This window comes from Rhizobium altiplani (assembly GCF_001542405.1).
GTDB lineage: Bacteria > Pseudomonadota > Alphaproteobacteria > Rhizobiales > Rhizobiaceae > Rhizobium > Rhizobium altiplani.
Window position 1 is genome coordinate 99,451 of sequence record NZ_LNCD01000123.1, and the last position, 15,079, is coordinate 114,529.

Annotated in this window: 9 protein-coding genes; 1 reads left to right on the top strand and 8 read right to left on the bottom strand. The window is 60.0% G+C overall.

Annotation, left to right across the window (positions count from 1 at the left end):
- Window positions 1-19 precede the first annotated feature (19 nt).
- Together AS026_RS28860 and AS026_RS40650 are read right to left on the bottom strand one after the other, a co-directional pair.
- On the bottom strand, window positions 20-8,539 hold the full coding sequence (locus AS026_RS28860) for a GH36-type glycosyl hydrolase domain-containing protein (protein WP_062373797.1): 8,520 nt from the start codon (window positions 8,537-8,539) through the stop codon (window positions 20-22).
- Between the two features lie 353 nt (window positions 8,540-8,892).
- The gene (locus AS026_RS40650; RefSeq protein WP_025657965.1) at window positions 8,893-9,057 is read right to left on the bottom strand and encodes a DUF1328 domain-containing protein; all 165 of its coding nucleotides are present in this window, start codon (window positions 9,055-9,057) and stop codon (window positions 8,893-8,895) included.
- Here AS026_RS40650 and AS026_RS42120 point away from each other — a divergent pair.
- Window positions 9,056-9,406 carry a hypothetical protein gene (locus tag AS026_RS42120; RefSeq protein WP_160330125.1) on the top strand — a complete coding sequence of 117 codons (351 nt, stop codon included), beginning with the start codon at window positions 9,056-9,058 and terminating at the stop codon, window positions 9,404-9,406. The two genes, AS026_RS40650 and AS026_RS42120, sit on opposite strands and share 2 nt — an antisense overlap.
- 50 nt (window positions 9,407-9,456) lie before the next feature.
- On the opposite strand, the gene AS026_RS28865 is transcribed toward AS026_RS42120, so the two are convergent.
- The 6 genes from AS026_RS28865 to AS026_RS28890 form a co-directional block, all read right to left on the bottom strand.
- Window positions 9,457-9,651: a hypothetical protein gene (locus tag AS026_RS28865; RefSeq protein ID WP_025657966.1), complete on the bottom strand. Its 195-nt coding sequence runs from the start codon at window positions 9,649-9,651 to the stop codon at window positions 9,457-9,459.
- A gap of 159 nt (window positions 9,652-9,810) precedes the next feature.
- Complete coding sequence (locus tag AS026_RS28870; RefSeq protein WP_062373800.1) at window positions 9,811-10,560, bottom strand: ABC transporter ATP-binding protein; 750 nt, start codon at window positions 10,558-10,560, stop codon at window positions 9,811-9,813.
- On the bottom strand, window positions 10,557-11,390 hold the full coding sequence (locus tag AS026_RS28875) for an ABC transporter ATP-binding protein (protein ID WP_018858918.1): 834 nt from the start codon (window positions 11,388-11,390) through the stop codon (window positions 10,557-10,559). Before AS026_RS28875 ends, AS026_RS28870 begins: the two co-directional genes overlap by 4 nt.
- Window positions 11,387-12,322, bottom strand: a complete 936-nt coding sequence (locus AS026_RS28880; protein ID WP_018858917.1) for an ABC transporter permease — start codon at window positions 12,320-12,322, stop codon at window positions 11,387-11,389. Before AS026_RS28880 ends, AS026_RS28875 begins: the two co-directional genes overlap by 4 nt.
- Window positions 12,319-13,386, bottom strand: coding sequence for an ABC transporter permease (locus AS026_RS28885; protein WP_025657970.1), 1,068 nt, complete (start codon window positions 13,384-13,386; stop codon window positions 12,319-12,321). The genes AS026_RS28880 and AS026_RS28885 overlap by 4 nt, the downstream gene beginning before the upstream one ends.
- Before the next feature lie 18 nt (window positions 13,387-13,404).
- On the bottom strand, window positions 13,405-15,048 hold the full coding sequence (locus AS026_RS28890; RefSeq protein ID WP_062373803.1) for an ABC transporter substrate-binding protein: 1,644 nt from the start codon (window positions 15,046-15,048) through the stop codon (window positions 13,405-13,407).
- Window positions 15,049-15,079: the final 31 nt, after the last annotated feature.

The window sequence follows — 15,079 nt, forward strand, 5'->3', positions numbered from 1 at the left end:
TTAGCCAGGAAAAATGCTGTTATCCGACCGGATATCCCTCGTCGGGATCGGTGACTTCGCGTCCATTGATGATCACATCATAACCTCTCGGATGGGACGATTTTGAGACCGAAATGAGGTATTTAGCACCTGCGCGTTCAATCTCGGCGGAGAAGCCGTCCCATGTGCTTGCCAGTGCGGGACGCACGTACAAGCGGCCATCCCTCACCCGGATGCCGAGGATGCCCTCGATCACCGCGCGATAGAGCCAACCGGCCGAGCCGGTATACCAGGTCCAACCGCCGCGCCCGCTAAGCGCGCCCTCACCGTAGACGTCAGCCGCGATGATGTAGGGTTCGACGCGATAGTGTTCCGCCGAAGCCGGATCGCGCGCATGGCTGATCGGATTGAGCAGATCGAAGCAACGCAGGGCATCATCGCCGCGGCCAAGTTCAGCCAGTGCCAGCACAACCCAGGTCGCGGCATGGGTGTATTGCCCGCCGTTTTCACGAACACCCGGCGGGTAGGCCTTGATGTAACCAGGATCCTTAGCCGAGTTTGCGAAGGGCGGCGTGAAGAGCCGGATGATCCGCGCTTCCGGATCGACCAATTTCTCCAGCACGGAATTCATCGCCTTCGCCGAGTGCGCCGGATCTCCCTCCCCTGATAGCACGCTCCAGGATTGGGCGATGGAATCGATCTGGCATTCGAGGCTTTCCTTGGAGCCAAGCAAGCTGCCGTCGTCGAACGTGCCACGCCGGTAGTGAGCGCCATCCCAGGCAACGGTCTCGAGTGCGGCCTTGAGGGTGGTCAGGTGCTGGGTCCACCGCTCGACGCGCGCCTTGTCGCCGCGCTCTTCCGCATATGCCGAGAACGAACGGAGCGCGCCTGCCAGGAACCAGCCAAGCCAGACACTGGTGCCCTCCCCGCCAATGCCGACACGGTTCATGCCGTCGTTCCAATCGCCTCCGAGGAAGAGCGGCAGGCCGTTCTTGCCTGTTCGGGCGATGGCGAGATCGAGCGCGAGGGCCGCGTGTTCGTAAACGCTCACCTTGTCTTCGGAGACTTCCGGCAGATAGAAGGAGTCGTGCTGCCCTTCGAGGAGTGCCGGCCCTTCCAGGAAAGCGAGCTGTTCGTCGAGGACTCTCTTGTCTCCCGTAACGCTGCAATAGTGATGGATCGCGTAAGCGAGCCAAACCACATCGTCTGAAATCATCGTCCGAACGCCGGCACCAGTGCCTGGCAGCCACCAGTGCTGCACATCCCCCTCGCGGAACTGACGCGAGGCGGCATTCAGGATCTGCTTGCGAGCGATCGACGGCTCATGGATGACGAATGCCAACGTATCCTGCAGCTGGTCGCGGAAGCCGAAGGCGCCGCTTGCCTGGTAGAAGGCCGTGCGCGCCATGATGCGGCAGCCGAGGCTCTGGTATGGGAGCCACGTGTTGATCAGATTGTTCATGCCCTGATCGGGCGTGGAAACCTGCACCTTTCCGGTGAACGCCTGCCAGAAGGCACGATTTGCCTGGACAACATCGTCAAAGGCGACCTTGCGGATATCGTTGATCACCGCCCGCGCTTCCGCCTTCGTCTTCGTATCGCCGAGGAAGAAGCAGACGTCGCGCTCCTCGTCCGGTGCGATCTCGATATCGAACGCCAGAACCGCTGCCGGGTCGCCGTCGAGTTCTGTAGCGCCTGAAAGGCTGGTTCCCAAGCTCAATGCACGCGGTGCCTGGATCGTACCTGTCTTGCCGATGAATTCCCGGCGGCTGGCTGTAAAGCTCGATGGTTTCTCGCTGGCCACAAAGAAAGCGACACGACCGGAATAGTCGATGCTGTAGTTATTGCTTGCAAACAGCGCACCGGTTTCCGCGTCGTGTTCCGAGAGGATGAACGGTGCGGACCTTTGCGAATTGTTGCCGAGAATCCATTCGACGTAGCCGTAGATCCGCAGCTTTCTTGGTTTGGAGCCGGTATTGCGTAGCCGGATTCGCTGCAACTTAACCGGTTTCTCGCGATCGACGGTCTGCGTAACCTCGAGTGCGATCTCGTTCTGGACGCTGGAGAAGGCCGAATAGCCCAGACCATGTCGCGCTTCGAATCGTATGTCTTGGCGATCCGAGAGGTTTGCGAACGGGGTCATGACGGCGCCGCTATCTTGATCGACGACGTAGATCGCTTCACCGGCGCGGTTGATGACTGCATCATTCGACCACGACGTCAGCTGATAATCGCGGGAGTTTGCGCTCCAGGTGAATCCCGCACCTTCCGCGGAGACATGGAAGCCGAACTTTTCGTTCGAGATTACATTGATCCACGGATGCGGCGTTGCGTGGCCCCCGGGAAGGCGCACGACGTATTCGCGACCGTCGCCGGCAAAACCGCCGATGCCGTTCCAGTAGTTGAGATCGCCTTCTTCCTCGATGACCACCTTCGATGGCCGTGCGGCCGGTTTCGGGGCGCTCCGCTTGATTGACGTCCTCGTGCGATCGGCGCGCTCCAGTTCCTGCTGCTCTTCCTTGCTTGGAGAAAAGAGTGCGGCGGCACGATTGATCTGATCGATAATCTTGCCGTTCTTGGCATGGAGCGTCACGCGGGAGGCCGAGATCAGCGCGTGATACGTCGATTCTTCCATCAGATCCTTGCGGACCGTGAAGATGTGCTGGCGCAAGCCATCGGCCTGACCCAAGCGGCGGACATTCTCGGCCATCTGGTCGACGGCGTGCTGCATGTCCTGTGCGTAGGACGACGCCCGCTCGTTCATGATAACCAAGTCGGCGGTGACGCCGCGCGAGCGCAGGTATTCCTGCGCAAGCAAGGCCTCCCTGACGATTTCGAGATCCATGTCATCGTTGACGCGCAACGTGAAGATCGGGAAATCGCCTGAAATCGCAAGCGGCCAAAGCGACGACTGCGACTGCATCCCGGCCGCGACCGCGGCAGCATCGGCTCGCAGATACATATCCGGATAAACCAGGTGGCGGCCGAGGTGCTGGAAGGCTGCTGCCTGCTGCGACGTGACACCGACGTGGCGCATCTGCACCTGCGTGCGGGTCCAGGCCTGGACGAGCTCGTTGTTGAAGGCGTCGGCGTGGCGGTACCGATCAACTGCCTGGTCCACCTCATTGCGGCTCGGGGCGGCAATGGTCCAGAAAGTGACAGTGACCTTCTTGCCGGGCGGTACGCGGACGGTGCGACGAAGCGAGAGCACCGGATCAAGGGTGAAGCCGTCCGTGCCGGAAAGGGTCGCGCCCGGGTCGAAGGCAGCAGCGTTTGCGAGGCTGCGTCCCCGTCCGAGGAACTTGCGGCGATCGGTTTCGAATTCCGTGTCCCGCGTCGAGCCGGAGTTGTCGACGATAAGGTGGGCAACGGCCATATTCGGCTCGTTCGGATCGCGCTTGTTGCGCTCGACCCGGATGACGTCACCACGCTTGCCGATCTCCGTCTTAACAAACATCCGGGCAAATGCCGGATGGGCGTTATCGACATCGTCCGTCGCCAGAACCGGTTCGAGATACGACGTCACCTCGATGAAGCGATCTTCCGTTCCGGTGTTGACGAGCGTCAGGCGTCGAGCCTCGGCATCATGCTCGGTCGCAACGATGCATTCGACTTCGCTGGTGATATCTCCGACAGTCTTGGTGAACTCCGCCTTTTCGTCGGCGAAGAGAACTTTAGCTTGTTCGCCTTCGACACTCTTTGGCTCCGTCGTTGTCGACCACCATTCGTTGGTCGCCGTATCGCGAAGGAAGATAAAGGTGCCCCAGCGATCCTCTGTCGGATCGGCTTTCCAGCGGGCGACCGACTGGCCGTTCCACCGCGAATAACCGGCGCCTGTTGCGGTCAGCATCAGCGAGTAGTGGCCGTTCGAGAGGAAGACCAGCTCGCGATCGCGCGAGGCGGGGTCGTAGATCTTGCGCAGTTCAGGGCGCAAGAGATCGTCCTGGATGCTGGCTGGGGTATCGGACTCGTGCTTGCCGCTCATGACCGGAATATCCCTCGGTGCCTTCTCTTGCAGAAGGAGCTCGGCAGCCTCGATCACTGGATCCGAGTGGAATAGTTCGCGCAGATGGCCGTTGAAGGCAACGTTCGCGACAGCGGCGATCGACATGCCGTGGTGGTGAGCATAATAGTTATAGACGACCGCGCAAGTCTTGCCTTCCGGCAGGCGCGTCGGCGTAAAGTCCACGGCATCGTGGAAGCCGAACTTGCCGAGCGCGCCGAGCTTGCGCAGACGCTGCAGGTTCTCCAGCGCCGCGTCAGGATCGTACTGGCTGGCAAGGATCGACGCATAGGGCGCGATGACTGCGTTGTGGCCGAGGCCACGCTTCAGGCCGAGCGACGGTACGCCGAAGTTGGTGTACTGGTAATTCAGGTTATGGTCGCGGGCATTGAAGGCCGCTTCTGAAATACCCCACGGAATCCCCAGCTTGCGCGCATGGTTCATCTGCTCGACCACGACCAGATTGTTGGTCTGGTTGAGGATACCGCCGCCACGCTCCTGCATGACGAGCGGTGGCATGAGGTATTCGAACATCGAGCCGGACCAGGAGACAAGCGCACCGCGCGAGCCAACCGGGACGACCTGGCGGCCGAGGCGGTACCAATGTTCCGTCGGCAGATCGCCCTTGGCGATACCGAACAGGCTGGTGAGCCGGCATTCCGACGCCAGGAGGTCGTAGCAGGCCTGATCGAGTTCACCGCTTTCCACGCGATATCCGATCGAGAGCAGGCGTCGCTCAGGTCTGAACAGGAAGCCGAAATCCATCGAGAAGGCGAGGTCACGGGCCTTGTCGCGCAAGGCAATCAGGCGCGGACGCAACGCATCGATGTTGGACAGATCGAAGGTGCTGTCTGAAATGTGGGCTTCGCAGACCTTGACCAGAGACTCCGCCCAGCGCGTGACTTCGGCGCTCAGCGCAGACTTCACCTCGTGATCGAGGTTGGCCGCGAGCTTCTGAATGTCGCGCGCCAGTACGGCCAGGTTGATGATGCGGATGGATGCGAACTCATGCTCGCGCTTGACCGCAGCCAGCGCATTCTGGAAGCCGATGATCCGTTCCTCCAGGCGACGGCGCAGCGGACGGACCGTCTTGCGATCGTCCGGCAGCTCCGACAGCACTTCCGCGAGGATGCCGGCAGTATCGCCGACGCCATCGAGATTGCCCTGCATATGCGCCGAAGGCGCTTCCGCCCAGTTGCGGCAGGCAGACGAGATCGCGATGAGGTGGCCGGCGAGGTTGCCGCTGTCGACGGCGGAAACATAACGCGGTCCAAGCGTCTCCAGCGTATCCGTGTGGTACCAGTTGAAGAGATGCCCGCGGAATTTCTCCATCTTGTCGATTGTTGCGATCGTCTGTTCGAGCCGCTCGATGGTTTCCTCAAAGGAAAACCAACCGAAATGGCGGCCCGAGACGACCGACAGCAGATAGACCCCGATGTTGGTCGGCGACGTGCGCGTCGCCACGATCACGTGCGGCGTTTCCTGAACGTTGTCCGGCGGTAGATAGTTCTGCTCGGCGGTGGTGAACGTCGCGAAATAGCGCCAGGTGCGGCGCGCGATCTTGCGGAGCTCGCTGGAAACGGAATCGGCAACCTCAAGCCGGTCCTCGGTCTCGGCGGACTGGCTAACATAGTAGGCGACCAGCGGCGAGATGATCCACAGGAACGCGAAAGGAACGCCGACGAGGTAGGCGTTGTCGCCGGAGAGGGCCGCGAAACCGAGTGCGAGGAGGGCCAGCACCGGCGCGTGCCACATTGCCTTGTAGTAAGACGGGATCGTTCCCTGCTTGCCGGCCTGGACGCTCGCTGCCGTTCGCCACTGAAGCATCAGTTTGTGGCTGAAAAGCAGGCGATAGAGCGAGCGACCGATGGCATCAGCCATCATGCAAGCGGAATCGGCGATGAACACGATCCGCAAGGCTACCTGAGCGTTGGCCGCGCGAATATCGGACCAGACCGTGTAAAGGTGAGCACTGGCGACGATATCGCTGCTGCGTGGAATGATGCCGTGGATCAGCGAGAGGGTTGGAGCGACGAAAAGGCAGAAAATCAAGAGGATCTGCCAGACGAGCGCGCCGAGCGGGCTCATGAAATACCAGCCGAGCACCGAAGCGAAGAACCATGCGATCGGCGTCAAAGAGCGCCGCAGGTTATCGAACATCTTCCAGCGGCCGAGCCCGGTCACACCGTGCGTCGGGTTGAACATGTACGGCAGCAGCTGCCAGTCGCCACGCGCCCAGCGATGCTGGCGCGACGTCTCGACCTCGTAGCGGGTCGGGAAATCTTCGACGAGTTCTAGATCGGTGACGAGCGCGCACCGGGCCATCGAGCCCTCGAGCAAATCGTGGCTGAGCACCGAGTTTTCCTCGATGCGACCCTTCAAGGATCCTTCGAAGGCGTCGACATGATAGAGGCCCTTGCCGGTGAACGTGCCCTCACCTGCCAGATCCTGATAGACGTCGGAGACGGTGAAGACGTATGGGTCGAGGCCGCGGTTGATCGAGAAGACACGTTGGAAGACCGATGCATCCTTGCCTGTTGTCAGCGATGGGGTGACACGCGGCTGCAGCACGCCGTAGCCGCTTTCGACGCGGCCCGTGGCCGGATTGATGACCGGACGGTTGATCGGATGGTAAAGCTTGCCAGCGAGCTTCGTGACCGTATCGCGCATGAGGCGGGTGTCGGCATCGAGCGTCATCACGTACTGAATGTTTGCCGGTACGATATTTGCACCGGGAAGGTAAGTCGTATCGCGGTCGCCGCGAAGCAGCAGGTTCAATTCGTGCAGCTTGCCGCGCTTGCGCTCCCATCCCATCCAGGCGCCCTCGGATGGATTGTAAAGACGACGGCGGTGCAAGAGGTAGAAGCGCGTCTTGCCATCGAAGGCATAGCGTGCCGAGAGGTTCGCGACCTCGCGGCGGGCATAGTCCAGAACCTCGAGATCGGCCGAGGTTTCTTCGACCTGGCTATCCGGCCAGTCGCTGAGCAGTGCAAAGTAGATTTCGCCGCGCGGGTTGGCGAGGTAATGAACTTCCAGATTGCGGACCAGTTCATCGACGCTGTCGCGGTTCGAGATGAGGCAGGGAACGACCAGAAGCGTACGGGCTTCCTCGGGGATGCCCTCCTTGAACTCGTAGCCGACCAAGCGGGCCGGCGTGACGAAGAACGACAGCACGGTGTTGAAGAGACCGGTTGCTCCTTCGGAAGCCGGAAGGGAGAACATGATCAGCAGGATTGCGATCTCAAGCGGTCCCATGCCCGCATGCGCCATGAACTTCCCAACAATCGCCATGGCGATGATGGTGAGCAGGATCACCGGAACGGCGATCGACAGCCAATTGAATCGGCGGACCGTGCGGACGAAATGCTGCGTCAGCGTTGGGCGATAGTTCGACCGTGCTTCGAGCTTGGGTCTTTGTGCGCCGGTCAGGAAGCCACCGACGTTCGGTTCGTGCGGTTGTGGCTCGTCGGAGGCCTTTGCCTCCTCGGTCATGTCGAGCGCCAGCTGGGCGATCTCCATTTCCGAGAGCTGCGAGCGCTTGGCCAGTTTTTCGATCTGCTTGCGATATTTGTTGCGTGAGCCGGAATCGAGATCGCCGTAGTCGGAATGATCCCAGAGCAGCTTGTCGACGTGGCTGACCTGTTCAACCCAGACCGACCACTCGGTGTCGTCGATCTCGCGAAGGCTGCGAATGATGTTGCCCATCGTGACGTTGCCGGAGGACAGGCGGCTGTGCTCCGCCATCGTCGTCTCTTCGGTGTCGCGACCGAGCGCTTCAAGGCGTTCGTCCAGCCATGCAATCGCCACGCTCGACGCCTGGGAGCCATCGCGCATGCGGTAGAGGAACTGCGTCGCGAAGGTATTGTCTTCGGCGAGCGACTCGAGCGATCTGAGATAGTCGGCCGCCTGTGCCGGCTCGGTCAGCCGCACAAGCTCATCTGCAGCCTCATTGGCGCGCCGGCGCATCCGGCGGCTGCGTTCGACGCGGATCGAAATGCGGCGCAGGTTTTCAACGAGCACGTAGCGCACGAGCGACGGCAGGGCCCAGAGCTCACCGATCCTCAGCGTTTCACCCTGCTGGAAGCCATCGACGAGGGCCGTCAGGCTTTCCTGCGAAATCGTGCTTTGAGTGTGGGCAACATAAAGCCAAGCCAACGCCAGGGTGCGTGGGATCTGGACGCCGTTCACGTTGATCGTCGGCAGTTCCCGATAGAAGCGCCGCGGGAAATCGCGACGGATCTCTTGGATCGCTTCCTCAACGATGTAGTGGTTATCGAGCAGCCATTCCGCCGCGGGGGTGATCGTTTCCCCGGATTCCACGTCCGTTGCCGTGGTGCGGTAGACCCGCAGGATCTCCTTCTCGTTTTCCTTATGCCGCGCGAAGAAATCGAAGGGCGCAAAGGCGGGCAGCGAGTCGACGCCGCGGGCGGCCACGGTGGCGGCCATCGCCTTGATGTTCTCGATGGAAAGGTAGGTCGAGCGGATCGAGTCGTTGTGGTCGATCTGCTTCGGTTCGGACTCGCGGGACGGGCTCGGAGACGTGGCGGAAATTGACATGGGTTCGGTTCTGGATCCAAGCAAAGTTATGATGATTTGCGTAGCCTTTTGCACTGCCAAATATGACTGCCGCATGAACAGCGCCGGGGTTCCTTGATCCCGGACAACACAATCAAAACGACCATCAACCGACGATGCGAATCGGTTTAAACGCGACCTGTGTGGGCTATGTGCGTAAACGGCTCCGCTGCGCCCTCCACCCTTCTGGAGCCATTCCGGGAAAGTTGGACACCATTGCGATAATTCAAGTCAAGATGTTTCAAAGGATGCGGAGCTCGTTCGGCCAATCTCGCGCGCCGACAAAAAAACCGGCGCTCAAGAGCGCCGGCTTTAAGCTCCTATATTATTCGTCCTCAGGTGCGACGCATGAGGCGCATGACCAGCGAGACAACGAAAAGGATCAGGAACAGGAAGAAAAGAACCTGGGCGATGGATGCGGATGCACCTGCAATACCGCCGAAGCCCAATACGCCGGCAATGAGCGCCACTACGAGAAATACGAGTGCATAGTAAAGCATGGCGATCTCCTTTGTTTTTGCTGCTCAAATAACGGCAGGTCGTCTTATTGGTTCCGTTGGAACTTCAGGCCCGCTGGATCCGTCAACGAAAAAGGCGCGCCGAGGTGGACGCGCCTTCAAAAAAACCTGGGAAAAAGCCGCTCTAAAATGCATGGAAGAGATAGAGCAGAATAATCACTGGGATCAAGCTGAATCTTGCCGCGCCTCGTGGCCGGCCGCGCAGTCTGCGCGGGACGATACTGATTTACATGAGCGTGCGGGATACCCAGATCTGCCATGTGCTGCCTCCGTTTTCTCCGCTTTTCTTTTTGTAGATCGTATTTTTGTATTTTCTCTATCTGATAGGTAGAGATAAAATTCTGTCCTGCCAGGGGAGTGTAAAAAATCCGCCTCTGGTGATTAGACGAGGGTTCGCCAAGCCCAAAGCAAGGAACGGTCCTCTATCGCACCCGGGTGCGGCTTGACCGTTGCCACCTGTGTTTCCAAAAGCCGCCGATCCTTCTCCGCGGGAATGGATGTCGTGGTTGCAGCTTCTCTATCGGTCTTGGCCGGGGGGTGCAGGTATCCCATGGTCATGCCGCCGAGAAAAAACATGCCTGATCTCCATGATCACGAAAATTAACGGGCGTTAACGGGATCATGACAGAAGTAAGGCGAGTGTCAATAGTCTAGTTGAATGGTCGTGTTTTAGCTGATTGTTAACGCTGAGGCTCAGCGAGCCTGAGCGTTAACAATCGTTGAAGGGATTGCCTTTCAGGCTTTGACGAAGCCCTTGCTGGCAATCATCAAATTTCGCGTGTAGTCCTCCGTCACGGCCGCCTGTGCCAGCTGAGCTGAGGTTAGGCGCTCGACGACGGTCCCGTTTCGCATCACAGCAAGGCGATCGCACATATGGGTGACGACGCCAAGATCATGGCTGACCATAACGAAGGTCAGATTGCGATCACGCCGCACTTGTTCGAGGAGGTTCAGAACCTCGGCTTGCACGGAAGCGTCAAGCGCCGAAGTCGGCTCATCAAGCAAAAGGATGGAGGGCTCGACAATCAACGCACGGGCGATCGCGACGCGTTGGCGCTGACCGCCGGAAAGCTGGTGCGGGTAGCGGAAGCGGAAGCCATTTCCAAGTCCGACCTCGTCGAGGGCGCGCGCGATCCGCGTGTCGCTGTCGCTGATGCCATGGATTGCCAGCGGCTCGAGCAGGAGGCGATCGATGGTCTGGCGCGGGTGCAGGGATCCGTACGGATCCTGGAAGACCATCTGCACCTGCCTGTAAAAGGCCTTCGACCGTTTCGTGCCGACGAGCAGATCGCCATGGATCTTGATGGAACCGCTTGCTAGCGGCGCCAGGCCGGCAACGGCACGGAGCAGCGTCGACTTTCCGGATCCGGATTCGCCGACCAGGCCGAATGACTCGCCGGTCTCGATATCGACGCTGACGTCCTTCAGGGCGTGGAAGTGATCATAGATCACGCTCAACTTGTCGACCGAAAGTGCAATGCTCATGCGGCCCACTCCGGCTTGCGATCCAGAACCGGCAGAGGATGCCTGCTTTCTCCGATTTGGGGCATGCAGTTCAACAGGCCCTGCGTGTACGGGTGGCGCGCATTCTTGAGATCGGATGCCTTGAGTTCTTCGACGACCTTGCCGGCATACATAACAATGACGCGGTCGCAGAAGGAGGACACAAGACGCAGATCGTGAGACACGAAGATAAGCCCCATGCCGCGCTCCGACACAAGTCGGTCCATAATCCTGAGGACGTCGAGCTGAACCGTGACATCCAGTGCGGAGGTCGGTTCGTCGGCAATCAACAGTTCCGGATCGGCAATCAGCATCATGGCGATCATGGCGCGCTGACCCATGCCGCCGGAGACCTCGTGCGGATAGAGGTCGAACACTCGCTTCGGATCACGGATCTGCACGGCCTCCAACATGGCGAGAGCGCGGTCGCGCGCCTCCGCCTTGCCGACTTTCTCGTGCGTCCTCAGCGTTTCGCAGATCTGCCGGCCAATCGACATGACGGGATCGAGTGAATATTTCGGATCCTGCAGGACCATCGCGATGCGCTTGCCGCGCAGTTGCCGACGTTGCTTGGCGGATGTGGCGAGAAGATCGATGCCGTTGAAATCCAGCTTGTCGGCCGACACGATGCCGTGCTTCGGCGTCAGGCCCATAATGGCGCGCCCCGTCTGGGACTTGCCGGAACCAGATTCGCCGACGATGCCGAGGCGTTCCTTGCCAAGGGTGAACGAGACGCCGCGAACGGCTTCGATCACGCCCGTGCGTGTGGGATAGCTGACCTTGAGGTTTTGAACGGTGAGGAGATCGGTCATTGGCCGCTCTCCTTGGGGTCGAGCGCATCGCGCAGGCCGTCGCCGAGAAGATTGAAGCCGAGGCTGACGATGAGAATCGCAAAGCCCGGCATGGCTGCCACCCACCACTGGTCCAGGATGAAACGCCGGCCAGACGCGATCATTGCGCCCCATTCCGGAAGCGGGGGCTGCGCGCCGAGACCGAGGAAACCGAGACCGGCGGCTGTCAGGATGATGCCAGCCATATCGAGCGTCACGCGCACGATGAGCGAGGACAGGCAGAGCGGCATCACATGCCGGACCACAATCCGCAGAGGCGATGCGCCCATCAGCTTGACCGCGGAGATGTAGTCAGAGCGACGAACGGTCAGCGTTTCCGCGCGTGCAATGCGAGCGTAGGGCGGCCAAGATGTAATCGCAATCGCGATGATCGCGTTCTGGATACCAGGTCCGAGCGCAGCAACGAAGGCGAGGGCCAGAACCAGCTTGGGGAAAGCCAGGAAGATATCGGTGATGCGCATCAGCGTGGCGTCGACCCAGCCGCCAGCGTAGCCCGACACCGTACCGACGATCAGACCGATCGGCGCCGAGATGGCAGCAACGAGAACGACGACCAGCAACGTCAAGCGGGCGCCATAGACAAGGCGCGAATAGATATCACGGCCCTGGTCGTCTGTGCCAAGCCAGTAGCCCTCAGAGCCGGGCGGCAGCAGTCGCGCATTCTTCAGGTCGCCAACGATAGGCGAATGGGTTGCCAGCACGTTCGCAAACGCAGCCACGAACAGGAGGGCGATGATGATCAGCAAACCGACGACGGCCAGGCGATTTGCGGTGAACTGGCGCCAGGTCACGTAGGCTCGGCCCAATCGCGCCTGTCTGCGCGACTGCGGCCGATCGGAAAGCAGCCACTCGCGGCGGCTCATCGGCGCTGATTGATTTGCGGGAACCGTCATCGGCTTCGGGTCCTAGGGTCGAGCGTCCGATAAAGAAGATCGGACAAAAGGTTGATGCCGATGAAAACCGTGCCGATGACGATGGTGCCACCGAGAACAGCGTTCATGTCGGCGTTCTGAAGGGAATTCGTGATGTAGAGCCCGATCCCCGGCCAAGAGAAAACCGTCTCTGTCAGTACCGAACCCTCGAGCAGACCGGCGTAGGAAAGCGCGATGACGGTGACGAGCGGCACGGCGGCGTTGCGCAGTGCATGGCCCCAGATCACTCGGGTCTCCGACAACCCCTTGGCGCGTGCGGCAACCACATATTCCTGGCTGAGCTCATTGAGCATGAAGCTGCGCGTCATGCGGCTGATATAGGCAAGCGAAAAGTATCCGAGCAGCGAGGCGGGCAGAATGATGTGGCGGAAGACGTCGTAGAAGACGTCCCACTGTCCCTGCATGGCGCTGTCGATCAGATAAAAGCCGGTTACCGGCGTAAAGCTGTACTCGAATACGATATCGATGCGGCCCGGGAAGGCCACCCATCGCAATTGCGCGTAGAAGATCACAAGCGAGATCAGCGCAAGCCAGAAGATCGGGACGGAATAACCGATCAGGCCGATGACGCGGACAACCTGGTCGGCGACGCTGCCGCGTCGAACGGCAGCCAGCACGCCGAGCGGCACGCCGATGACCGAGCCGATGATGGTCCCGAGCGTCGCGAGCTCGATCGTTGCAGGAAACACGCGCTTAATGTCGACCATGACGGGATTGGTGGTCAGGACGGAGGTCCCGAAGTCACCCGACAGAATGCTCTTCAGATAAATGTAGAACTGCTGGTAGAGCGGCAGGTCGAAACCGAGCTCGCGACGGACGCGCTCGACGACATGCGTGGGCGCACGATCACCGAGAATGGCAAGGACGGGATCGATCGGTACGACGCGGCCGATGAAAAAGGTTACGGCCAGAAGGCCAAGATAAGTCGTGACGGCGGCGACAAGAAATCGCCCGACCGCCTTGGCAATGGGAACAGCACGGCCCTGTTTGGGCCGTGCCTCCATCTTTGTTTCAACGATGCTCAACGGATCAATCCTGCCGGATCATTCCTTGCCGACCGGGCCGACATAGTTGGTGTCGAAGCTCGGGCCGAGCTTGAAGTCCTTGAGGCTCTTGCGGGCGCCTGCCACTTCGATCTGCTGGAAGATGATCACGAAGGGGCTGTTGGCGAGGAACTTCTTCTGGATGTCCTCGTACATGGCTGCGCGCTTCGCGCCGTCACGTTCCAGCAGTGCAGCCTTCGTTTCCTTGTCGAGCTCGGGTGCTTCCCAGGTGTTGCGCCATGCGAGCGTCTTGACGGTACCGGCGTCCGAGTTGTCCGGGTTTGTGGTGAAGGTATCGGCATTCGAGTTCGGATCGAAATAGTCCGAGCCCCACTGGCCAATGTACATGTCGTGGGTACGCGCGCGGAACTTCGTCAGGGTCTGCTTGCCGTCGCCGGGGATGATTTCCATCTTGACGCCAGCCTGGGCGAGCGACTGCTGCATGGATTCGGCAATACCCGTTACCGGCTGCGTATTGCGAACGTCCATCGTCACCGAGAAGCCGTCCTTCAGGCCAGCCTTCGCCAGCAGTTCCTTGGCCTTGGCCACATCGAGCTTATACGGTTTCTCATCCAGCGCACCGAGCTGGCCTTTCGGCAGGAAGGTCTGGTGGATTTCGCCGATGCCCTTGATCAGCGTCGAACCAATCGCGTCATAGTCGACGAGGTACTTGAAGGCTTCCTGGACTTCCGGCTTCTTCAGGTTTTCGTTCTTGGAGTTCAGGCTGACGTAATAGACCGTACCCTTCGGAGCGCTGACGGTCGTCAGATCGGCGTTCTTGGCGACTGCATCGAGATCGCCGGGCTCCAGGTTGCGGGCGGTGTCGATATCGCCGGCTTCCAGCGCCAGGCGCTGCGCCGAGCTTTCCTTCATGAAGCGATAGATGACGCGATTGAGCTTCGCCTTGTCGCCGTAGTAGTTGTCATTGCGCTCCATCACGACAACTTCATTGGCGCGCCACTCGCGCAGCTTGAAAACGCCCGAGCCCGCGTAACCGGTCTTCAGCCATTCGTTGCCGAAGTCGTTGTCATATTTGTAATCAGCGCTCGGCGTCACGGACTTGACGTGATCCATAACGAGCTTCTTGTCGACAACAGAGGCAACGGTTGCCGTCAGGCAGTTCAGCACGAAGCTCGGCGCATACGGCTTGTCGACGGTAAAGACGAAGGTGTTTTCATTCGTCGCCTTCGCCTTTTCGGTGACGTTGTCGCCATTGATGCCGAACTGGGTGATGATGAAGGCGGGGCTCTTGTCGAGCTTCACGGCGCGCTCGAAGGACCACGCGACGTCGTCAGCAGTGATCGGGTTACCGGAGGCAAACTTCAGACCGGGCTTGAGCTTGAAGGTGTAGGTCAGGCCATCATCCGATACCGTCCAGCTGTCGGCGAGGTCGCCCTTGACCTTGGACGTGTCGTTCATGTCAAGACGGACGAGCAGGCTGTAGGTGTTGCTCGTGACTTCGGCCGTCGACAGCTCGAACGCCTCGCCCGGATCCATGGTGATGATGTCGTCGAAGGCAAAGCCTTCAACCAGCGTGTCCTTCGGCGTTTCCGCGAAAGCGGCCGGTGCAACTGCCATCACGATCGACAGAGCAGCGCCTGCCGAAAGTTGACGGAATGTGCGGTTGAATTTGCTGACTATCATGGTTTTTGGTTCCCCTGTTTTCCATTTCAAT

What these genes read in the sequence shown, in the direction of transcription:
- AS026_RS28860 (WP_062373797.1), bottom strand. Translation starts at nt 8,539, where the DNA reads ATGTCAATTTCCGCCACGTCTCCGAGCCCGTCCCGCGAGTCCGAACCG.
- AS026_RS42120 (WP_160330125.1), top strand. Translation starts at nt 9,056, where the DNA reads ATGGCGATCTCCTTTGTTTTTGCTGCTCAAATAACGGCAGGTCGTCTT.
- AS026_RS40650 (WP_025657965.1), bottom strand. Translation starts at nt 9,057, where the DNA reads ATGCTTTACTATGCACTCGTATTTCTCGTAGTGGCGCTCATTGCCGGC.
- AS026_RS28865 (WP_025657966.1), bottom strand. Translation starts at nt 9,651, where the DNA reads ATGTTTTTTCTCGGCGGCATGACCATGGGATACCTGCACCCCCCGGCC.
- AS026_RS28870 (WP_062373800.1), bottom strand. Translation starts at nt 10,560, where the DNA reads ATGAGCATTGCACTTTCGGTCGACAAGTTGAGCGTGATCTATGATCAC.
- AS026_RS28875 (WP_018858918.1), bottom strand. Translation starts at nt 11,390, where the DNA reads ATGACCGATCTCCTCACCGTTCAAAACCTCAAGGTCAGCTATCCCACA.
- AS026_RS28880 (WP_018858917.1), bottom strand. Translation starts at nt 12,322, where the DNA reads ATGACGGTTCCCGCAAATCAATCAGCGCCGATGAGCCGCCGCGAGTGG.
- AS026_RS28890 (WP_062373803.1), bottom strand. Translation starts at nt 15,048, where the DNA reads ATGATAGTCAGCAAATTCAACCGCACATTCCGTCAACTTTCGGCAGGC.